Genomic DNA, 18,260 nt, shown 5'->3' on the forward strand with positions numbered 1-18,260 from the left:
GGTGCGGTCTCGAATCGAAGCGTCAAGGGCGCATCAGGGGCGTGTCTGCAACCAGAACGTCACGGGGCCGTCGTTGACGAGCGACACCTGCATGTCGGCGCCGAACTCGCCTGTCGCGACGATCGGGTGACGCTCGCGAGCCTGGCGCACGAAATAGTCGAACAGGCGCGCGCCCTCGTCGGGCGGCGCGGCCGGCGTGAAGCTCGGGCGCAGGCCGCTGTTCGTGTCGGCGGCGAGCGTGAACTGCGACACGAGCAGCAGGCCGCCCGCGCGTCCCGCGCCGTCGAGGTTCGACACAGGCAGGTTCATCTTGCCCGCCGCGTCGCTGAACACGCGGTAGCCGAGCACCTTCGCGAGCAGCTTGTCGGCGGCCGCCTCGGTGTCGCCGCGCTCCGCGCAGACGAGCGCGAGCAGGCCCGGGCCGATCTCGCCCGTCACACGCTCGCCGACGCGCACGTCAGCGCGCTTCACGCGCTGGATCAGCGCGATCATGCGGTGAGCGTCACGCGCGCGAAGCGGCGCTTGCCGACCTGCACGACGAACTCGCCCGCATCGACCTTCAGCGCCTTGTCGGACACCGTCGCGCCGTCAATCTTCACGCCGCCCTGCTCGATGTTGCGCAGCGCCTCGCTCGTCGACGGCACGAGCCCCGCCTGCTTCAGCAACTGGCCGATCGCGAGCGGCGCGCCGGCGAGCGTCACGCTCGGGATGTCGTCGGGCACGCCGCCCTTCGCGCGGTGATTGAAGTCCTCGAGCGCGCGTTCGGCGTCGGTCTGCGAATGGAAGCGCGCGACGATCTCCTGCGCGAGCATCACCTTGAAGTCGCGCGGATTGCGCCCGCCTTCGATTGCGCCGCGGAACTGCGCGATCTCGTCGAGGCTGCGGAACGACAGCAGCTCGAAGTAGCGCCACATCAGCACGTCTGAGATGCTCATCAGCTTGCCGAACATGTCGTTCGGCTTCTCGCTGATGCCGACGTAGTTGCCCTTCGATTTCGACATCTTCTCGACGCCGTCGAGCCCTTCGAGCAGCGGCATCGTCAGGATGCACTGCTGCTCCTGGCCGTACTGCTTCTGCAGCTCGCGGCCGACGAGCAGGTTGAATTTCTGGTCGGTGCCGCCGAGCTCGAGATCGGCGTTCAGCGCGACCGAGTCGTAGCCTTGCATCAGCGGATACAGGAATTCATGGATCGAGATCGGGATGCCGCCCTGGAAGCGCTTCGTGAAATCCTCGCGCTCGAGCATCCGCGCGACCGTGTAGCGCGACGCGAGCTTGATCATCCCGTCCGCGCCGAGCGGCATCGACCATTCGCTGTTGTAGCGGATCTCGGTCTTCTCGCGGTCGAGCACGAGCGCGGCCTGCTCGAAATAGGTCTTCGCGTTCGATTCGATCTGCTCGCGCGTGAGCGGCGGGCGCGTCGCGTTGCGGCCCGACGGATCGCCGATCAGCGACGTGAAATCGCCGATCAGGAAAATCACCGTATGGCCGAGATCCTGCAACTGGCGCATCTTGTTCAGCACGACCGTATGGCCGAGGTGGATGTCGGGCGCCGTCGGATCGAGGCCCAGCTTGATGCGCAGCGGCTTGCCCGTCGCCGCGCTTCTCGCGAGCTTCTGCGCGAACTCTTCCTCGATCAGCAGCTCGTCGACGCCGCGCTTCGTGACGGCGAGCGCGTGGCGGACTTCATCGGTGATCGGGAAGGCGGGCTTGGAAGTGGGATCGGTGCTCATCGGTGCAAGAGGAAGGAATATCGCAAAAAGAGCAATTTTCCCATAAGTTGCGCGCGGACCGCTTAACGGCGCGCCCGCATGCGCGGATAATCGGCGACGACGGCGCGCGGCGGGCCTTCCGCGCGCGCCCCATCTCGATTCCGGAGCAATCAACGTGGCGTCCAATCGCATGCAACCCGGCCATCCCGCGGATGGCGTGTATTTCGGCCTGATGTCGGGCACGAGCATGGACGGCGTCGACGGCGTCGCCGTGCGCTTCGAGGCGGGCAAGCCGCCCGCCGTGCTGTCCGAGGCGTTCGTCGGCTTCGCCGACACGCTGCGCGACGCCCTCTTCGCGCTGCAACAGCCGGGCGACGACGAGATCGAGCGCGAGGCGCTCGCCGCGAACGCGCTCGCCGCGCGCTACGCAGTGTGCTGCCACGAGCTGCTGCGCGCGGCGGGCCTTTCGCCCGACGACGTGCGCGCGCTCGGCGTGCACGGCCAGACGGTGCGCCACCGGCCCGAGCGCGGCTACACGCGGCAGATCAACAACGCGGCGCTGCTCGCCGAGCTGACCCGCATCGACGTGATCGCCGATTTCCGCAGCCGCGACGTCGCCGCGGGCGGCCAGGGCGCGCCGCTCGTGCCGGCGTTCCACGCGACGGTGTTCGGCTCGCCCGACGAGACACGCGTCGTCTGCAACCTGGGCGGCATCAGCAACATCACGATCCTGCCCGCCGCGCGCGGCGGGCAGGACGAACGGGGCGACGCGGTGCGCGGCCACGATTGCGGCCCGGCGAACGCGCTGATCGACGCATGGGCGGGCCGCCACCTGAAGCAGCCGTTCGACGACGGCGGGCGCTTCGCGGCGCGCGGCACGGTCGACGAAGCGCTCCTCGCCGCGCTTCTCGACGAGCCGTACTTCCGGCAGAGCGCGCCGAAAAGCACCGGGCGCGACCTCTTCAACACCGACTGGCTCGACGTGAAGCTCGCCGGTTTTCCGGGCCTCGCGCCGGAGGACGTGCAGGCGACGCTCACCGCGCTGACTGCGGCGAGCGTCGCAGACGAGATCGCGCGGCATGCGGGCGACTGCCGGGCCGTCTACGTGTGCGGCGGCGGCGCGCGCAACCCGGTGCTGCTCGACGCGCTCGCGACGGCGCTCGCGGCGCGCGGGCTCGACGCGCCCGTCGCCACGACGGCCGCGCTCGGCGTGCCGCCGCAGCAGGTCGAATCGCTCGCGTTCGCCTGGCTCGCGTACCGCTTCAACGCGCGCGCGCCGGGCAACGTGTCGGCCGTCACGGGCGCGGCGGGCGAGCGCGTGCTGGGCGCGCTCTACCCGCGCTGAAGCGGCAGCCCGGCCGAAGCCCGCCCGCGCGCACCGCACAGCCCGGCGCGCACGGCGGCGAAGCCGCAGCCCACCGGCACCGGCCGCGTCAGCGGACCGTGCTCGCGTCCTGCCCGAACAACACGCTGCGCGATTGCTGATCGACCGTCGGCGCCGTGTTGATCTCCTTCGCCCGCGCGTAGGCGCGCACGGTGGCCGGCCGTTCGGCGATCCGCGCGAACCAGGCGGCCAGGAACGGAAAATCCTCGAGGCGCTGCCGCTGCCGCTCGTGCGGCACGATCCACGGATAGCTCGCCATGTCGGCGATCGAATACTCGCCGGCGATGTAGTCGCGCCCGTCCGACAGATGCTTGTTCAGCACGCCGTACAGCCGCGACGTTTCCTTCACGTACCGCTCGATCGCGTACGGCAGCGGCTCGGGCGCGTACTGCACGAAGTGATGGTTCTGCCCCGCCATCGGGCCGAGCCCGCCCATCTGCCAGAAGAGCCACTGCAGCGCCTCGTTGCGGCCGCGCAGGTCGGCCGGAATGAAGCGCCCGATCTTGTCCGCGAGATACAGCAGGATCGCGCCGGATTCGAAGATCGACAGCGGCTCGCCGCCGTCGGCGGGCGCAGAGTCGACGAGCGCCGGAATCCGGTTGTTCGGCGCGATGCGCAGGAAATCCGGCTCGAATTGCTCGCCGCGGCCGATGTTCACCGGCACGATCCGGTACGGCAGGCCGGCCTCCTCCAGGAACATCGTGATCTTGTGGCCGTTCGGCGTCGTCCAGTAGTAGAGGTCGATCATCGCGTCAGGCCCCCGCCCCGGACGTGGCGGCGAGCCGTGCGTTCTGCGGGAACAGCACGCGGCGCGCCTCGTCGTCGAACTCCAGCTTGAACGCGTGGCGCGTCTTCAGCGCATCGGCGCGCTGCGCGGCCGGACGCGCATTGATCTCGTCGACGAGACGCTTCACGTTCGGCAACTGCGCCCACGCATCGTCGCCCAGCACGCGCGGGATCGCCTGCGCCCAGCCCCACACCGCCATGTCGGCGATCGTGTAGCGGTCGCCGACCATGTAGCGGCGGCCGGCGAGGCGCTCGTCGACGATGCGCCAGTGGCGCCACGCCTCGAAGTCGTAGCGGTTCGCCGCGTACGCCTTCGGCTCCGGCGCGAAATACTTGAAATGGACCGCCTGCCCGCAGTACGGGCCGATCCCCGTCGCGACGAACATCAGCCACGACAGCAGCTCGCCGCGCGCGGCGGGTGTATCGTCCGGCAGGAACCGGCCGGTTTTCTCGGCGAGATACAGCAGGATCGCGTTGCTGTCGAACACGGTCGCGTCGCCGTCGGCGATCGCGGGCGTCTTCGCGTTCGGATTGATCGCCTTGTACGCGTCGCTGTGCTGCTCGCCCTTGCGGGTATCGACAGGCACGAGCTCGTACGGCACGCCAGCCTCCTCGAGGAACAGCGCGACCTTGGCCGGATTCGGCGACGGGTGATAGAAGAATCGGATCATCGACTGGGTCCTCCTTGTCATGCGGGACGGTGAGCGGAGTTGCCAATGTAGCGCGCGCACTGAGACAATATGCGTCGATAAATCCCAATTACTTGACCAATCGTCTCATGAGCGATCGCCTGAAGGGCCTGCTCGCCCGTTTCGAGCTGCACGCCCGTGTGTTCCACTTCGGCACGCTGCCCGGCGCGTCGACGTTCGACATCTGCGAGGACGGTTTCCACATGCACCTGGTGCGCACGGGCGCCGTCTGCGTGACGGGCGGCGCGCTTGGCCTTCACGCGGTGCCCGAGCCGAGCGCGGTCTTCATCGGGCGGCCCGGCAAGTACCGGATCGAGGCGCGCGGCGACACGCCCGCCGAGGTCTTGTCCGCGACGATCGAGTTCGGGCTCGGCGACGAGAACCCGCTGTTGCGCGGCCTGCCCGATCTGCTCGCGATTCCGCTCGCGTCGATGTCACCGCTCGACGGCGTCCAGCAGGCGCTGTTCGCCGAGGCGAGCGCGCCCGCATGCGGGCACGACACGGTGATCAACCGCCTGACCGAAGTGCTCGTCGTGCAATTGCTGCGCTTCGTGATGCGCAACCGGCTGGTGGCGAGCGGATCGCTCGCCGGGCTGTCCGACGCGCGGCTCGCGAAGGCGCTGAATGCGATGCACGCGGACCCGGCCCTGTCATGGCCGCTCGAGCGGATGGCCGCGATCGCCGGCATGTCGCGCTCGCGGTTCGCCGCGCATTTCACGGACACAGTCGGCCTGCCGCCGGGCGAATACCTGCTGCAGTGGCGCGTCGGGCTCGCGAAGACGCTGCTCAGGCGCGGCTATGCGGTCAAGGAAATCGCGCCGGAAGTCGGCTACGGCAGCGCGAGCGCGCTGACGCGCGCGTTCGCGCAATGCACGGGACAAGCGCCAACCGATTGGCTCGCGCGTGCGAGCGACGCGGCCGGCACGATGCAGGAGATCGGCGTGCGTGCGGCATGAGCGAACGAAACGGCGAACGGACGAAAGAACGAAGGCCCTCAATCCGAAGCGCGACGCGCCGGCTTCGTCCGGACACAAAAAAACGGGGTATCGAGCCCCGTTTTTGTCGAGTGCGCGTGCGCTCAGACCGAGAACGACGAGCCGCAACCGCAGGTCGAGGTGGCGTTCGGGTTCTTGATGACGAATTGCGCGCCGTTCAGATCGTCCTTGTAGTCGATCTCGGCGCCGACGAGATACTGATAGCTCATGGCATCGACGAGCAGCACGACGCCGTTCTTGTTGAGCACGGTATCGTCCTCGTTGACTTCCTCATCGAACGTGAAGCCATACTGGAAGCCGGAGCAGCCGCCGCCTTGCACGAATACGCGCAGCTTGAGGTCGGGGTTGCCCTCTTCGTCGATCAGTTGCTTGACCTTGTCGGCCGCCGCGTCGGTGAAGACGAACGGAGCCGGCATCTCGGTGGTTGCCGCGGATTCGGTAACAGCGTTCATGCGAACTCTCCAAAAAACCATTGCCTGTTATTGTAGGACCGATCCGTAGATCGTGCTGACGCAGGCGAAATCAAGGTGCGCACCGCCGTTTTTCGCGCATTCGTTGCGCCAACGCAAGCCGCGCGCACATAAAAAAACCGCCAGCGTGAAAACTGGCGGTTTTTCTTGCAGCGATGCCGCCCGAGGGCGGCGTGCAGCACGAGCGATTAACGCTTCGAGAACTGCTTGGCGCGGCGCGCCTTGTGCAGACCGACCTTCTTGCGCTCGACTTCACGGGCGTCGCGCGTGACGAAGCCTGCGCTCGACAGAGCCGGCTTCAGCGTCGCGTCGTAGTCGATCAGCGCGCGGGTGATGCCGTGGCGCACTGCGCCCGCCTGACCCGTTTCGCCGCCGCCCGACACGTTCACCTTGATGTCGAACGTCTGCGCGTGGTTCGTGAGTTCCAGCGGCTGACGCACGATCATCAGCGACGTTTCGCGCGAGAAGTAGTCGGAGATGGGCTTGCCGTTGACGACGATGTCGCCCTTGCCAGCCTTGATGAAGACACGAGCGACTGCGCTCTTGCGGCGGCCCGTACCGTAGTTCCAGTTACCGATCATGTGGGCTCCCCTTAGATCTCGAGCGCCTTCGGCTGTTGAGCCGAGTGCGGATGCGTGGCTTCAGCGTAGACCTTCAGCTTCTTGATCATCGCGTAGCCGAGCGGGCCCTTCGGCAGCATGCCCTTGACCGCCTTCTCGAGCGCGCGGCCCGGGAAGCGTTCCTGCATCTTGCCGAACGTCGTTTCATAGATGCCGCCCGGGTAGCCCGAGTGACGGTAATACTTCTTGTCCAGCGTCTTGTTGCCCGTGACTTTCAGCTTGCTCGCGTTGATGACGATGATGAAATCACCGGTGTCGACGTGCGGGGTGAACTCGGGCTTGTGCTTGCCGCGCAGACGGCGTGCCACTTCGCTGGCGACACGGCCGAGAACCTTATCCGTCGCGTCAATCACGTACCATTCGCGCGCCACCTCATGGGCTTTTGCGGAAAACGTCTTCATGATCGATCCAAAATTGATTGCTTATGCCCAAACGTTCTTTCCTGCTTGTCTGCTCTTGGCAGGCGCTTCGTGGCGCGATGCAGGCTCTCCCTGTTCTTTTTCCGTGGGCATGGATGCGGAAAAGCCCTGAATTATAAAGGAATTCGAGTTGGGTGGTCAAAGAAATCCGACGTCCGTCGTTTCGCGACCGCAGTGAAGCGTGCATCGCGGGCGCGAAGCGGCCACCGCCGGCCGTCCAAGCTTGCACTGGACGAAAAAAAGCCCGAACCGCTGGTTCGGGCTTAATCCACCAAAGGAGGAGGGTGGAGGAGACATGCGGAGGTTGCCGCAACGCGACAACCAATGACCCACATTATACGAACCGGGAGTCGACAGCACAAGAAAAACCGCATGGAGAAATGCGCTCTCATAATACGGAAAATTACCCAATCTCCAAGCGATCGGATTTTTCCTTTTAAATCAAAAAGATAACGAATCACCCCTGAACGAATGGACTTTCCGCCTAGAGCAAAACCCCCAAAGATCGGAGGGCGATCGGCGCCGCCCGGACCGGACGCGATACGCGATCGGACGCTGTTTTTGCCCTTCTTGCAGCGCATCAGCCGACTGTTGCAGGCGGGGCTACAATGCCGGATCACAATCGAATCAAGCAACGCTGGAGCTCGCGCATGGAATGCAAAGTAAGCTGGATGGGCCAGGACGGCATGGCATTCGCCGCCCAGACGGGCAGCGGCCACCTCGTCACGATGGATGGCGCGCCCGAAGGCGGCGGGCACAATCTCGCGCCGCGTCCGATGGAGATGGTGCTCGCCGGCACGGGCGGCTGCACGGCCTATGACGTCGTGCTGATCCTCAAGAAGAGCCGCCAGGAAGTCACCGGCTGCTCGGTGACGCTGCAGGCCGAGCGCGCGAGCGAGGACCCGAAGGTGTTCACGAAGGTCCACTTCCACTTCACGGTGACGGGCCGCAACCTGAATCCCGCGACCGTTGAGCGCGCGATCAACCTGTCGCACGACAAGTACTGTTCGGCGTCGATCATGATCGCGAAGACGGCCGAGCTGTCGCACTCGTTCGAGATCGTCGCCGCGTAACGCGCGTCGCCCGCCGCGCGGGTCGAGAAAAGGAAAAAGGCCGGCGCCGCATCGGGCGCCGGCCTTTCCTTTGTCATCGGGCGGCAAAGCGGGCCGATAAGCCGGATTCTGTGCGAACCGCGCGCCCGAAGGCGCGCGGCCCGTGGCAGCCATTCCTCTAGGCGCGCCATTGCTGACGCGCTCAAGCTTCCTACCCGCGAACGAGACGGGGGCACCGTCCTGCATCCGAAGATGCGCGTCCGCCTACTTGGAATTGCTCCGGGTGGAGGTTACCGTGCCGGTCTGCGTCGCCGCAGCCGCGGTGCGCTCTTACCGCACCGTTTCACCCTTGCCTGATCCCGGCTTGCGCCGGGCCATCGGCGGTTTGCTTTCTGTTGCCCTGTTCCGCGTGTCGCCACGGATGGCCGTTAGCCATCACCCTGCCCTGTCGGAGTCCGGACTTTCCTCGCCCTTCGCGGCGAACCGCGAAGGCCGCGACTGCCTAGCCTGCTTTGCGAGCGGGATTCTAGCACCGTAAAGCGGCGCTCGCTCGGGGCGATGGTCCTGGTCTTGTTGCAACGACGGTCCGCGCGGATCGTGCGCCAGTGCATGTGTGGTTGCCGGTCCGGCACGACGATGCTCGCCGTCCATTGGTCGGCCGATGCGGGGCATGTCGGCGCGCGTCACCCCGCGCGCGAACGGCGGCCGCTGCGAAACACCTGCGGATCGTCGTAGAAAGACGGCGATTCGTTCGCCGGCCACCAGCCGGGCACGCCGAGCACCGGCAGCGGCGCAAAGCCGCGGCTCGCGGGCTCGGTCGCGGCGAGCGCCGCCGCGACGCGTTCGTCGAGCGAGGCGCGGCGCGACTCGTCGCGCCAGTCGAAATACGCGGCCGGCACGTCGACGATCCACGCATGCGCGGTGCAGCCCTTGTACGGATCGACGAGCTTTTCGAACAGCGCATGGCCGACGATCCGCGCGTCGCAGCGCGAACCCCACGCGTCGCGCGACGCGCGCATCAGCGTCGGCCAGTCGAAGCCGCGCAGCGCGGCGGCAAGCGCCGGGTCCGACGTCGCGAAGAGCGCGCCGTTCTCGTCGAGCAGCGTGAGGGCGTCGCGAACGCCGCCGCGCACGGAGCCGACGCCCGTCGCGTCGATCGCCGCGGCCTGGCGCGCGTTGAGCGCCGCCTTGATGCCCGGATACGCGAACCAGACGAGCGCGTTGAAGAAATCGTGCAGGTTGTGGCGGGTCGGGACGGCGCCCGTTTCGGCGATGTGCGTCTCGTACGCGACGCCCGCCGGCAGCGCCGCCTGTTCGACGAAACGAAGCGGCAGGCCGCGGCCCGCCACGAGTCGCCCGGCTCGGGCGTCGTCGTTCAGCATGCGCAGCCATGCCGCTTCGCCCTGCCGTGCCGCGTGCGCCCATCGTCCGCCGCGATCGGCCAACGGCGCGAGCCACGGCGCGGACCAATCGATTCGGTCGAAACAGGTTCCGTCACCGTCGGGATGCGACTCGCGCCAACGGTTCGAAGCACGAGACACACGGGATTCGCGGGATTCGCCCGGATCGCGATCGGCCGCCGAGCAGTCCGGGTGCGCCGGCCCGCGTCCGCCGTGCGGATCACCCGGGCCGAACGGCGCGTCCCCCCGGTCGGCAAGACCCGCCGCGTCCGGACGCCGAGGATCGGCCGCGCCGTGCGCGCCTGTCGGCCGCGGCGCGCCGCTCATGGCGTCCCAAGCGCCCCGAGCGCTCGTGTCGTCCTGCTCGCTCATCTCGTTGGCACCGAATCCGTCCGCGTGCGGCAACCCGGCCGGCCGCCGCGCCGCGCCGCGAGCGTCAGACGAGCCGCCAGCCGATCGCCTCGCCGCCGCGCAGCGGCACGACGGGGCCGGCACCCGCGTCGATCTCGCGCGGCAGCTCCCATGTCTCGCGGCGCAACGTCACCGTCTCGGCGCTGCGCGGCAAACCGTAGAAGTCCGCGCCGAAGAAGCTCGCGAAGCCTTCGAGCTTGTCGAGCGCGCCCGCCTGATCGAACGCCTCCGCGTACAGCTCGAGCGCGTGCAGCGCGGTGTAGCAGCCCGCGCAGCCGCACGCTGCCTCTTTCGCGCCCTTCGCATGCGGCGCGCTGTCGGTGCCGAGGAAGAAGCGCGGATTGCCCGAGCTCGCCGCCTCGACGAGCGCGACCCGATGCGTCTCGCGCTTGAGCACCGGCAGGCAGTAGTAATGCGGGCGGATGCCGCCGAGGAAGATCGCGTTGCGGTTGTACAGCAGGTGGTGCGCGGTGATCGTCGCGCCGATCCGGCCGGACGCCGCATCGGCGTCGCGCACGTAATCGGCCGCGTCCTTCGTCGTGATGTGCTCGAACACCACGTCGAGCCCCGGCAGCGCGCGGCGCAGCGGGGTCATCACGCGGTCGATGAACACCTTCTCGCGGTCGAACAGGTCGATCGACGGATCCGTCACCTCGCCGTGCACGAGAAGCGGCATCCCGACTTCCTGCATCGTCTCGAGCGTCTTCGCGCATTTGCCGAGCAGATCGGTCACGCCGGCGTCCGAGTTCGTCGTCGCGCCCGCCGGATACAGCTTCACGCCGTGCACGAAGCCGCTTTCGCGCGCGCGGCGGATCTCGTCGGCGGGCGTGTTGTCGGTCAGGTACAGCGTCATCAGCGGCTCGAACGTCATGCCCGCCGGCAGCGCGGCGAGGATGCGCTCGCGGTACGCCTGCGCTTGAGCGGTCGTCGTGACGGGCGGCTTCAGGTTCGGCATGACGATCGCGCGGCCGAACTGGCGGGCAGTGTGCGGCAGGACGGCCGCGAGCATCGCGCCGTCGCGCAGGTGCAGGTGCCAGTCGTCGGGGCGTGCGAGGGTGAGCGAGGCGGGAGCGGAAGCATTCATGGTGTCGTGGGAATGGCGCGCGGCGAGGAGCGATGCGCGGCGCGCCGGCCGCGCGCGGCGCCGACTGCACTGACGGCAAACCGCAACACGGAACCGCTCGCGCGCGGTTTTCGCCTTTTGCCGCTTGGGGCTCGGTGATATGCTTGAAGCCGACATTGTACCGGTTCCCTCCGGCGTACTCCCCCGCCAGCCTCAGCCGCACCCGCGATATGTGCCAACTCTTCGGAATGAACTGCGCCGAACCAACGGACGTGACGTTCTCGTTTACCGGCTTCGCGGCCCGCGGCGGGCTCACCGATCATCATGCCGACGGCTGGGGCATCGCGTTCTTCGAGGACAAGGCCTGCCGCCTCTTCATCGACCAGCAGTCGTCCGCGACGTCGCCCATCGCCGAGATGGTCAAGCGCTACCCGATCAAGTCGAAGAACACGATCGCGCACATCCGCAAGGCGACGCAGGGGCACATCCTGCTGGAGAACTGCCATCCGTTCATGCGCGAGCTGTGGGGCCGCCACTGGATCTTCGCGCACAACGGCGATCTGCACGACTACACGCCCGATCTCGACGGCAGCGTCTATCAGCCGGTCGGCACAACCGACAGCGAGAAGGCGTTCTGCAAGCTGATGCAGGGCCTGCGCGAAGCGTTTCCGAGCGCGCAGCCGCCGCTGCCCGAGCTGTTCGAGCAGGTCGGCGAGCTCACGCGCGACATCACGCGGCACGGCGTATTCAATTTCCTGATGTCGAACGGGCAGGCGCTGTTCGCGCACTGCTCGACGCGCCTGCACTACCTCGTGCGGCGCTGGCCGTTCTCGACCGCGCACCTGATCGACGAAGACATCTCGATCGACTTCGCGAAATACACGACGCCGGAAGACCGCGTCGCGGTGATCGCGACGCAGCCGCTCACCGACGACGAAGTGTGGACCGCGCTCGAGCCGGGCGAGCTCGTGATGTTCCAGTGCGGCGACGTCGCGGCGACGATGCGCATCCCGGTGCCGGAAGCCGTGCTCGAGAAGCTGCGCAACCCGGCGCTCGACGCATCCGCGTCGGCGCCGCGCCGGGCGGCCGCGCTCGCGGCGAGCGGCGAGGCCGGCGATCTCGGCGACGATCCGGTCGATTTCTGAGCGACCATCATTGCCTGCCGTCCGCACGACGCTTGAACGGGAACGCGTTCGCCGCCTCGCGCCGCCGTCCGTCCGAGGCCGGCGTGCCCCCATCCGAAGCTGATCAGGACCGCTTGCCGCAATGCGAGCGCGCCGACAAAAAAACGCCCGGCTCTCGCCGGGCGGCCTTCTCTTCGCCTCGCGAGCGACGCCGTGCGCAAGCGCACGACGCCCTCCCCGCGATCAATGCAGGATCTTCGCGAGAAAATCCTTCGCGCGATCCGACTTCGGATTCGCGAAGAACTCTTCCTTGCGGTCGTCCTCGACGATCAAGCCCTTGTCCATGAAGATCACGCGATGGGCGACCTTCTTCGCGAAGCCCATCTCGTGCGTGACGACCATCATCGTCATCCCTTCCTGCGCGAGCTCGACCATCACGTCGAGCACCTCGTTGATCATCTCCGGATCGAGCGCGGAGGTCGGCTCGTCGAACAGCATCGCGATCGGGTCCATCGACAGCGCGCGCGCGATCGCGACGCGCTGCTGCTGGCCGCCCGACAATTGCCCCGGGTACTTGTGCGCATGCGCCTTCAGGCCCACGCGATCGAGCAGCTTCATCCCCTTCTCGGCCGCTTCGTCCTTGTCGCGGCCGAGCACCTTGATCTGCGCGAGCGTCAGGTTCTCCGTGATCGACAGATGCGGAAACAGCTCGAAGTGCTGGAACACCATCCCGACCTTCGAGCGCAGCTTCGACAGGTTCGTCTTCTTGTCGCCGACCGATTGCCCGTTGACGAGAATCTCGCCCTGCTGAAACGGCTCGAGGCCGTTCACGGTCTTGATGAGCGTCGACTTGCCCGAGCCCGACGGCCCGCACACGACCACCACTTCGCCCTTCTTCACTTCCGTCGTGCAATCCGTCAGCACCTGAAACTGGCCGTACCACTTCGACACGTTCTTAATGGAAATCATCTTGTGACCTTTTTCTGGAGACCTTTGACCAATGCGGATGCGGCCGAGCACACGACGAAATAGCATGCGCCCGCGAACAGGATCATCTCGACGCTCGTGCCGTCGCGATCGCCGATGTTCGCGGCCGTGCGGAAGAAATCCGCGAGGCTGATCACGTAGACGAGCGACGTGTCCTGGAACAGCACGATCGCCTGCGTGAGCAGGAGCGGCACCATCGCGCGGAACGCCTGCGGCAGGATCACGAGGCGCATCGCCTGCGCGTAGTTCATGCCGAGCGCGAACGCGGCGTTCACCTGCCCGCGCGGCACCGCCTGGATGCCCGCCCGGATGATCTCCGAATAATACGCGGCTTCGAAAAGCGAAAACGCGACCATCGCCGACGCGAGCCGGATGTCGATCGTTGGCGACAGCCCGAGCACGCCCTGCAGCACCTGCGGCACGATCAGGAAGAACCACAGCAGCACCATCACGAGCGGAATCGAGCGGAACACGGTGACGTAGCCCTGCGCGAACCACGCGAGCGGCTTGACGCCCGACAGGCGCATCAGCGCAAGCAGCGTGCCCCAGACGATCCCGATCACGATCGCGAGCAGCGTGATCTTGAACGTGACGATCGCGCCCGTCCAGAGCGTCGGCAGCGCGCCGGGAATACTACTCCAGTCGAACTGATGCATCACTTGCCTCCGATGTAGCCGGGCAGCCGGGACTTGCTCTCGACCCAGCGCATGAACGCCATCACGATCAGATTGATGACCACGTACGCGAGCGTGACCGCGATGAACGACTCGTAGGTCTGCGCGGTGTAGTCGACGAGCTGCCGCGCCTGCGCGGACAGGTCGAGCAGGCCGATCGTCGACGCGACGGCCGAATTCTTGAAGATGTTCAGGAATTCGGACGTGAGCGGCGGCACGATGATCCGGTATGCGACGGGCAGGAGCACGTAGCGGTACGTCTGCCATTGCGTGAAGCCCATCGCGAGGCCGGCCGCGCGCTGGCCCTTCGGCAGCGCGTTGATGCCGGAGCGCACCTGCTCGCAGACGCGCGCGCCCGTGAAGAGGCCAAGACAGACGATCGACGCGGTGAAGAATTGCGTGCCGGGCGGCAACTGCTTGATCCAGGTGCCGATCGACACGGGCAGCAATTCGGGCACGACGAGGTACCAGATGAAGAACTGCACGATGAGCGGGATGTTGCGGAAGATCGATACGTAGACCGTGCCGATCGCCGACAGCCATTTGCTCGGCATGGTGCGCAGCACGCCGAACAGCGACCCGACGACGAGCGCGATCACCCACGCGGCGAGCGACACCTTGATCGTCACCCAGAATCCCGACATCAGCCAGCCGAGATAGGTGGTCGGTTCGCCCGTCGAAACGGGGCTCAGGAAGATGCCCCAGTTCCAGTGGTAAGACATAGCCAGACTCCAACAAAAAGAAACGGAAGAAGCCGTGCCTCTTCCGTTTCGTCAGCGCTTGTTAGCTCGAACGGTTGGCTCGAACGGCCGTCCGCTCAATCGAGCGCCTTGTCGTTCGGATTCGCGTAGAGCTTCTTCATCTCGTCGGAGAGCGGGAAGTTCAGATTCAGGCCCTTCGGCGGGATCGGATTCTCGAACCACTTCGAGTAGATCTTCGCGGCTTCGCCCGACTTCTCGACCTGCGCGATCGCGTCGTCGACCACCTTCTTGAACGCCGGATCGTCCTTGCGCATCATGCAGCCGTACGCCTCCTGAGACTGCGGCTTGCCGACGATCACCCATTCGCCCGGCTGCTTCGCCTTCGCGCGCTCGCCCGCGAGCAGCGCGTCGTCCATCATGAACGCGACCGCGCGGCCCGTCTCGAGCGTCTGGAACGACTCGCCGTGGTCCTTCGCGCTGATGATGTTCATCCCCATCTGGTTCTTGTTGTTCATCTCGCGCAGCAGACGCTCGGACGTCGTGCCCGCCGTCGTGACGACGGTCTTGCCCTTCAGGTCGGCGAAATCCTTGATGCCCGAGTCCTTCTTCGTCATGAGGCGCGTGCCGATCACGAAGATCGTGTCCGAGAACGCCGCTTGCTTCTGGCGGTCGAGATTGTTCGTCGTCGAGCCGCACTCGATGTCGACCGTGCCGTTCTGCACGAGCGGAATCCGGTTCTGCGACGTCACCGGAATGTTCCTCACCTGCAGGTTGGGCAGATTCAGCTTCTTCTTGACCGCGTCGACGACCTTCATCTGGAAGTCGCGCGAATAGCCGACGACCTGCTGGCTCTGGTCATAGTACGAGAACGGAATCGACGATTCGCGGTGCCCCAGCGCAATCACGCCCGTATCCTTGATTTTTTTCAGCGTGCCCGTTTCCTGGGCGATGGCGCCGCCGGCGAATGTGCTCAGCGCCGCGACCACCAGCATTGCTTTCGGGAATTTCATCGTTGTCATCTCCTTGGCGAAAACCCGCGCCAGTTTATCAAAGTAATTTTTATGAAAGTAATGGTTGTTAACCACACTTCTGACCGGGCGGCATGCGCATTCCAACACGCGTTCGGCGCCCGGATACGCACGCGGGCGGCACCGGATCCGGCGCCGCCCGCGAGTGAATCACGACGCGGCCTCCAGCTTGCGCGTCGCCGATCGAGCCAATCCCGTCGATCAGGGGTACAGGCCGCGCATTTCGCGCGCCATCAGGATGCGCTTGCACGCGACGATGAACGCCGCCGTGCGCACCGACACGCCGTGCTCCTGGGCCACCGCCCACACACCGGCGAACGCCTCGCGCATCACGCGCTCGAGACGATGGTTGATCTCGTCTTCCGTCCAGAAGAAGCTCGAGAAATCCTGCACCCACTCGAAGTACGACACGGTCACGCCTCCCGCGTTCGCGATCACGTCGGGAATCACGAGCACGCCGTTCGCGCTCAGGATGTCGTCCGCGGCCGTCGTCGTCGGGCCGTTCGCGCCTTCGACGATGATCTTCGTGCGGATCTTCGACGCGTTCTTCTCGGTGATCTGGTTTTCCAGCGCGGCCGGAATCAGGATGTCGGTCTCGACGGTCCAGAACTCGTCGTTCGGCATCGGCTCCGCGCCTTCGAAGCCCGCGACGCCGCCCGTCACGCCGACGTGGTCGATCAGCTTGACGGTGTCGACGCCCGCCGGCTGGTAGATCGTGCCCGTGTGATCCTGCACCGCGATCACCTTCGCGCCCGCCTCCTGGAACAGCTTCGCGGCGATCCCGCCGACGTTGCCGAAGCCCTGGACCGCGATGCGCGCGCCTTCGATCTCGACACCCTTCTTCTTCGCGGCCTCGCAGCCGACGACGAACACGCCGCGGCCCGTCGCTTCCCGGCGGCCGAGCGAGCCGCCGAGCGAGATCGGCTTGCCGGTCACGACGCCCGTGGCCGTCTGGCCCTGGTTCATCGAGTACGTGTCCATCATCCACGCCATGATCTGCTCGTTCGTGTTGACGTCAGGCGCGGGAATGTCGGTGTTCGGGCCGATGATGATGCCGATTTCGCTGGTGTAGCGGCGCGTCACGCGCTCGAGCTCGCCGCGCGAGAGCTTGCGCGGATCGACGCGGATGCCGCCCTTCGCGCCGCCGTACGGCACGTTCACGGCCGCGTTCTTCACCGACATCCAGGCGGACAGCGCCATCACCTCGGACAGCGTCACGTCCTGGTGGTAGCGCACGCCGCCCTTGCCCGGGCCGCGCGATACGTTGTGCTGCACGCGATAGCCCTCGAAGTGCGCGACGGTGCCGTTGTCCAGCTCGATCGGCACGTCGACGATCAGGATGCGCTTCGGGCGCTTCAGCGTCTCGATCCAGCGCGACAGCGAGCCGAGGTACGGCGCGACGCGATCGACTTGCTGCAGATAATTGCCCCAGGGGCCGAGATCGTCCGCGTGCAGGTACGACGGGATGGACTGCGCGACGGACGGGGACTGCGATTGCGAAGACATGGAATCTCCAACGGTCGAAGAATGCGCACATTGTCGAAAAAGCGAATTTCGAAATCCAATGCCGTTTGCTTATTCGATTATGCGTTTCGTGCATGATCGGTCTTTTGCGCGAAAAACCGTGCGTTCGCCGTGCGAACGGCTGCAATCCCGATGCGATTGCGCGGAGCAACTTTCGTGCGCGGGGTGGCGCGCAGCGGTGCGGGCCGCGCCGGGCGCCGAGGCGCCGGCGCAGGGACCGCGGCGATTGTCAGGCGGCCGCGCCGAGCTCCTCGCGCACGACGTCCCACAGCGCGCGCACGAGCTTTTGCCGCGGCTCGTCGCCCTGCACCGCGAGCTTGTCCCGGTACAGGCGGATCTCCATCGTCAGCGTGAACGGCTCCGCTGCGCCCTTCGCCGCGCGGCCGAGCTTCACGAGGCGGCCGCTCGCGAGCGCGTCCTCGACCGCGCTGTGCGGCAGAAACGCGACGCCGTGCCCGGCGAGCGCCATCGCCTTCAGCGCCTCGGCCATGTCGGTCTCGTAGACCTTGTCGAGATGGAGCGGCGCGCGCGCGTTCGCGATGATCACTTCGGTCATCCGGCCGAGGTACGCATTGGGCGTGTACGACAGATACGGCACGGGCGCGTCGGCCGTGCCGGGCAGCGCGTAGCGCGCGCGGCCGCCGCGGCCGGGCGCCGAGAACGGGCTGATCGGCTCCGCGCCGAGCGTCAGCATGTCGTAGCGGGCCGGATCGAGCGCGACGGGATGGCTCGGGTGGTGATAGCCCATCACGAGATCGCAGCCGCCCTCGACGAGCGACAGCACCGCATCATGCACATTCAGCGCGCGCAGCCGCGTGTGGACCTGCCCCATCTTCGCCTCGATCCGCTGCAGCCAGCGCGGGAAGTACGTGAGCGACAGCGTGTGCGGCACCGCGAACTCGATCGTCGGCACGGGCGCGCCGACGTGGCCGCGCAGCAGCGTGCGCGCCTCGTGCGCCTGCGACAGCATCGCGAGCGCCTGCTCGTAGAACACCTGGCCCGCCTGCGTGAGGCGGGTCGGATAGACCGAACGGTCGATCAGCTCGGTCGCGAGCCACGCTTCGAGCGCCTGGATCCGGCGCGAAAACGCAGGTTGCGACACGTGCCGCAGCTCGGCCGAGCGGCTGAAACTGCGCGTTTCCGCGAGCGACACGAAGTCTTCGAGCCATTTGAGTTCCATGCGTGCCTTTGCTGCGCAAAGCGAGTGCGAGGGAAGAAGCACGC

21 protein-coding genes and 1 other RNA gene are annotated in these 18,260 nt (G+C 66.7%); 5 read left to right on the top strand and 17 right to left on the bottom strand.

Annotated elements, in window-relative coordinates; genetic code table 11:
• Positions 1–33: 33 nt before the first annotated feature.
• From dtd to WS92_RS37305, 3 genes are read right to left on the bottom strand one after another with little or no spacing between them, the layout of a single operon-like run.
• A complete protein-coding gene (dtd, locus tag WS92_RS25905) occupies positions 34–492 on the bottom strand; it encodes a D-aminoacyl-tRNA deacylase (protein ID WP_059931038.1) in 459 nt (152 codons plus the stop codon).
• Positions 489–1,730, bottom strand: a complete 1,242-nt coding sequence (gene tyrS, locus WS92_RS25910; protein WP_006025285.1) for a tyrosine--tRNA ligase — start codon at positions 1,728–1,730, stop codon at positions 489–491. Before tyrS ends, dtd begins: the two co-directional genes overlap by 4 nt.
• Positions 1,684–1,914: a hypothetical protein gene (locus tag WS92_RS37305; RefSeq protein ID WP_006025284.1), complete on the bottom strand. Its 231-nt coding sequence runs from the start codon at positions 1,912–1,914 to the stop codon at positions 1,684–1,686. Before WS92_RS37305 ends, tyrS begins: the two co-directional genes overlap by 47 nt.
• On the opposite strand from WS92_RS37305, the gene WS92_RS25915 reads away from it, so the two are divergent.
• Positions 1,900–3,054 carry an anhydro-N-acetylmuramic acid kinase gene (locus WS92_RS25915; RefSeq protein WP_059931040.1) on the top strand — a complete coding sequence of 385 codons (1,155 nt, stop codon included), beginning with the start codon at positions 1,900–1,902 and terminating at the stop codon, positions 3,052–3,054. The genes WS92_RS37305 and WS92_RS25915 overlap by 15 nt on opposite strands.
• Positions 3,055–3,142: 88 nt before the next feature.
• On the opposite strand, the gene WS92_RS25920 is transcribed toward WS92_RS25915, so the two are convergent.
• Both WS92_RS25920 and WS92_RS25925 read right to left on the bottom strand, forming a co-directional pair.
• Entirely contained in the window at positions 3,143–3,841 is a 699-nt protein-coding gene (locus WS92_RS25920) for a glutathione S-transferase N-terminal domain-containing protein (protein WP_006025282.1), read from the bottom strand.
• A 4-nt stretch (positions 3,842–3,845) separates the two neighbouring features.
• A complete protein-coding gene (locus WS92_RS25925; protein WP_006025281.1) occupies positions 3,846–4,550 on the bottom strand; it encodes a glutathione S-transferase family protein in 705 nt (234 codons plus the stop codon).
• A gap of 107 nt (positions 4,551–4,657) precedes the next feature.
• On the opposite strand from WS92_RS25925, the gene WS92_RS25930 reads away from it, so the two are divergent.
• A complete protein-coding gene (locus WS92_RS25930; RefSeq protein WP_059931042.1) occupies positions 4,658–5,524 on the top strand; it encodes an AraC family transcriptional regulator in 867 nt (288 codons plus the stop codon).
• 122 nt (positions 5,525–5,646) lie between these two features.
• Here WS92_RS25930 and erpA read toward each other — a convergent pair whose 3' ends face one another.
• The 3 genes from erpA to rplM form a co-directional block, all read right to left on the bottom strand.
• Positions 5,647–6,015 carry an iron-sulfur cluster insertion protein ErpA gene (gene erpA, locus WS92_RS25935; RefSeq protein WP_015600516.1) on the bottom strand — a complete coding sequence of 123 codons (369 nt, stop codon included), beginning with the start codon at positions 6,013–6,015 and terminating at the stop codon, positions 5,647–5,649.
• A gap of 206 nt (positions 6,016–6,221) precedes the next feature.
• Positions 6,222–6,614: a 30S ribosomal protein S9 gene (gene rpsI / locus WS92_RS25940; RefSeq protein WP_006025278.1), complete on the bottom strand. Its 393-nt coding sequence runs from the start codon at positions 6,612–6,614 to the stop codon at positions 6,222–6,224.
• 11 nt (positions 6,615–6,625) lie between these two features.
• Positions 6,626–7,054, bottom strand: coding sequence for a 50S ribosomal protein L13 (rplM, locus tag WS92_RS25945; RefSeq protein ID WP_006025277.1), 429 nt, complete (start codon positions 7,052–7,054; stop codon positions 6,626–6,628).
• Here rplM and WS92_RS37020 point away from each other — a divergent pair.
• Entirely contained in the window at positions 7,053–7,184 is a 132-nt protein-coding gene (locus tag WS92_RS37020; RefSeq protein WP_257721673.1) for a hypothetical protein, read from the top strand. The two genes, rplM and WS92_RS37020, sit on opposite strands and share 2 nt — an antisense overlap.
• Positions 7,185–7,722: 538 nt before the next feature.
• Positions 7,723–8,145 carry an OsmC family protein gene (locus WS92_RS25950; protein WP_009913569.1) on the top strand — a complete coding sequence of 141 codons (423 nt, stop codon included), beginning with the start codon at positions 7,723–7,725 and terminating at the stop codon, positions 8,143–8,145.
• 81 nt (positions 8,146–8,226) lie between these two features.
• Here WS92_RS25950 and rnpB read toward each other — a convergent pair.
• The 3 genes from rnpB to pyrC all read right to left on the bottom strand — a co-directional run bounded on the left by rnpB (position 8,227) and on the right by pyrC (position 11,019).
• An RNA gene (rnpB, locus tag WS92_RS25955) (RNase P RNA component class A) lies at positions 8,227–8,638 on the bottom strand.
• Positions 8,639–8,807: 169 nt separating this feature from the next.
• Entirely contained in the window at positions 8,808–9,896 is a 1,089-nt protein-coding gene (locus WS92_RS25960) for a DUF3025 domain-containing protein (RefSeq protein WP_231755909.1), read from the bottom strand.
• Between the two features lie 64 nt (positions 9,897–9,960).
• The gene (pyrC, locus tag WS92_RS25965) at positions 9,961–11,019 is read right to left on the bottom strand and encodes a dihydroorotase (RefSeq protein WP_059931044.1); all 1,059 of its coding nucleotides are present in this window, start codon (positions 11,017–11,019) and stop codon (positions 9,961–9,963) included.
• A gap of 209 nt (positions 11,020–11,228) precedes the next feature.
• Here pyrC and WS92_RS25970 point away from each other — a divergent pair, with 209 nt between their 5' ends.
• Positions 11,229–12,143 (top strand): class II glutamine amidotransferase, encoded by a 915-nt coding sequence (locus WS92_RS25970; protein ID WP_009913578.1) that lies wholly within the window; start codon positions 11,229–11,231, stop codon positions 12,141–12,143.
• A 222-nt stretch (positions 12,144–12,365) separates the two neighbouring features.
• Here WS92_RS25970 and WS92_RS25975 read toward each other — a convergent pair whose 3' ends face one another.
• The 6 genes from WS92_RS25975 to WS92_RS26000 form a co-directional block, all read right to left on the bottom strand.
• The gene (locus WS92_RS25975; protein ID WP_006025272.1) at positions 12,366–13,091 is read right to left on the bottom strand and encodes an amino acid ABC transporter ATP-binding protein; all 726 of its coding nucleotides are present in this window, start codon (positions 13,089–13,091) and stop codon (positions 12,366–12,368) included.
• Positions 13,088–13,765 (bottom strand): glutamate/aspartate ABC transporter permease GltK, encoded by a 678-nt coding sequence (gene gltK / locus WS92_RS25980; protein WP_015601474.1) that lies wholly within the window; start codon positions 13,763–13,765, stop codon positions 13,088–13,090. The genes WS92_RS25975 and gltK overlap by 4 nt, the downstream gene beginning before the upstream one ends.
• Complete coding sequence (locus tag WS92_RS25985; protein WP_006025270.1) at positions 13,765–14,505, bottom strand: amino acid ABC transporter permease; 741 nt, start codon at positions 14,503–14,505, stop codon at positions 13,765–13,767. Before WS92_RS25985 ends, gltK begins: the two co-directional genes overlap by 1 nt.
• A gap of 95 nt (positions 14,506–14,600) precedes the next feature.
• Entirely contained in the window at positions 14,601–15,494 is an 894-nt protein-coding gene (locus WS92_RS25990; protein ID WP_059931046.1) for a glutamate/aspartate ABC transporter substrate-binding protein, read from the bottom strand.
• A 219-nt stretch (positions 15,495–15,713) separates the two neighbouring features.
• Positions 15,714–17,018 carry a Glu/Leu/Phe/Val family dehydrogenase gene (locus WS92_RS25995; RefSeq protein WP_015601436.1) on the bottom strand — a complete coding sequence of 435 codons (1,305 nt, stop codon included), beginning with the start codon at positions 17,016–17,018 and terminating at the stop codon, positions 15,714–15,716.
• A gap of 247 nt (positions 17,019–17,265) precedes the next feature.
• A complete protein-coding gene (locus WS92_RS26000; RefSeq protein WP_059931047.1) occupies positions 17,266–18,216 on the bottom strand; it encodes a LysR substrate-binding domain-containing protein in 951 nt (316 codons plus the stop codon).
• Between the last annotated feature and the right edge of the window lie 44 nt (positions 18,217–18,260).

It is taken from the genome of Burkholderia sp. MSMB1588 (assembly GCF_001546925.1).
Lineage (GTDB): Bacteria > Pseudomonadota > Gammaproteobacteria > Burkholderiales > Burkholderiaceae > Burkholderia > Burkholderia humptydooensis.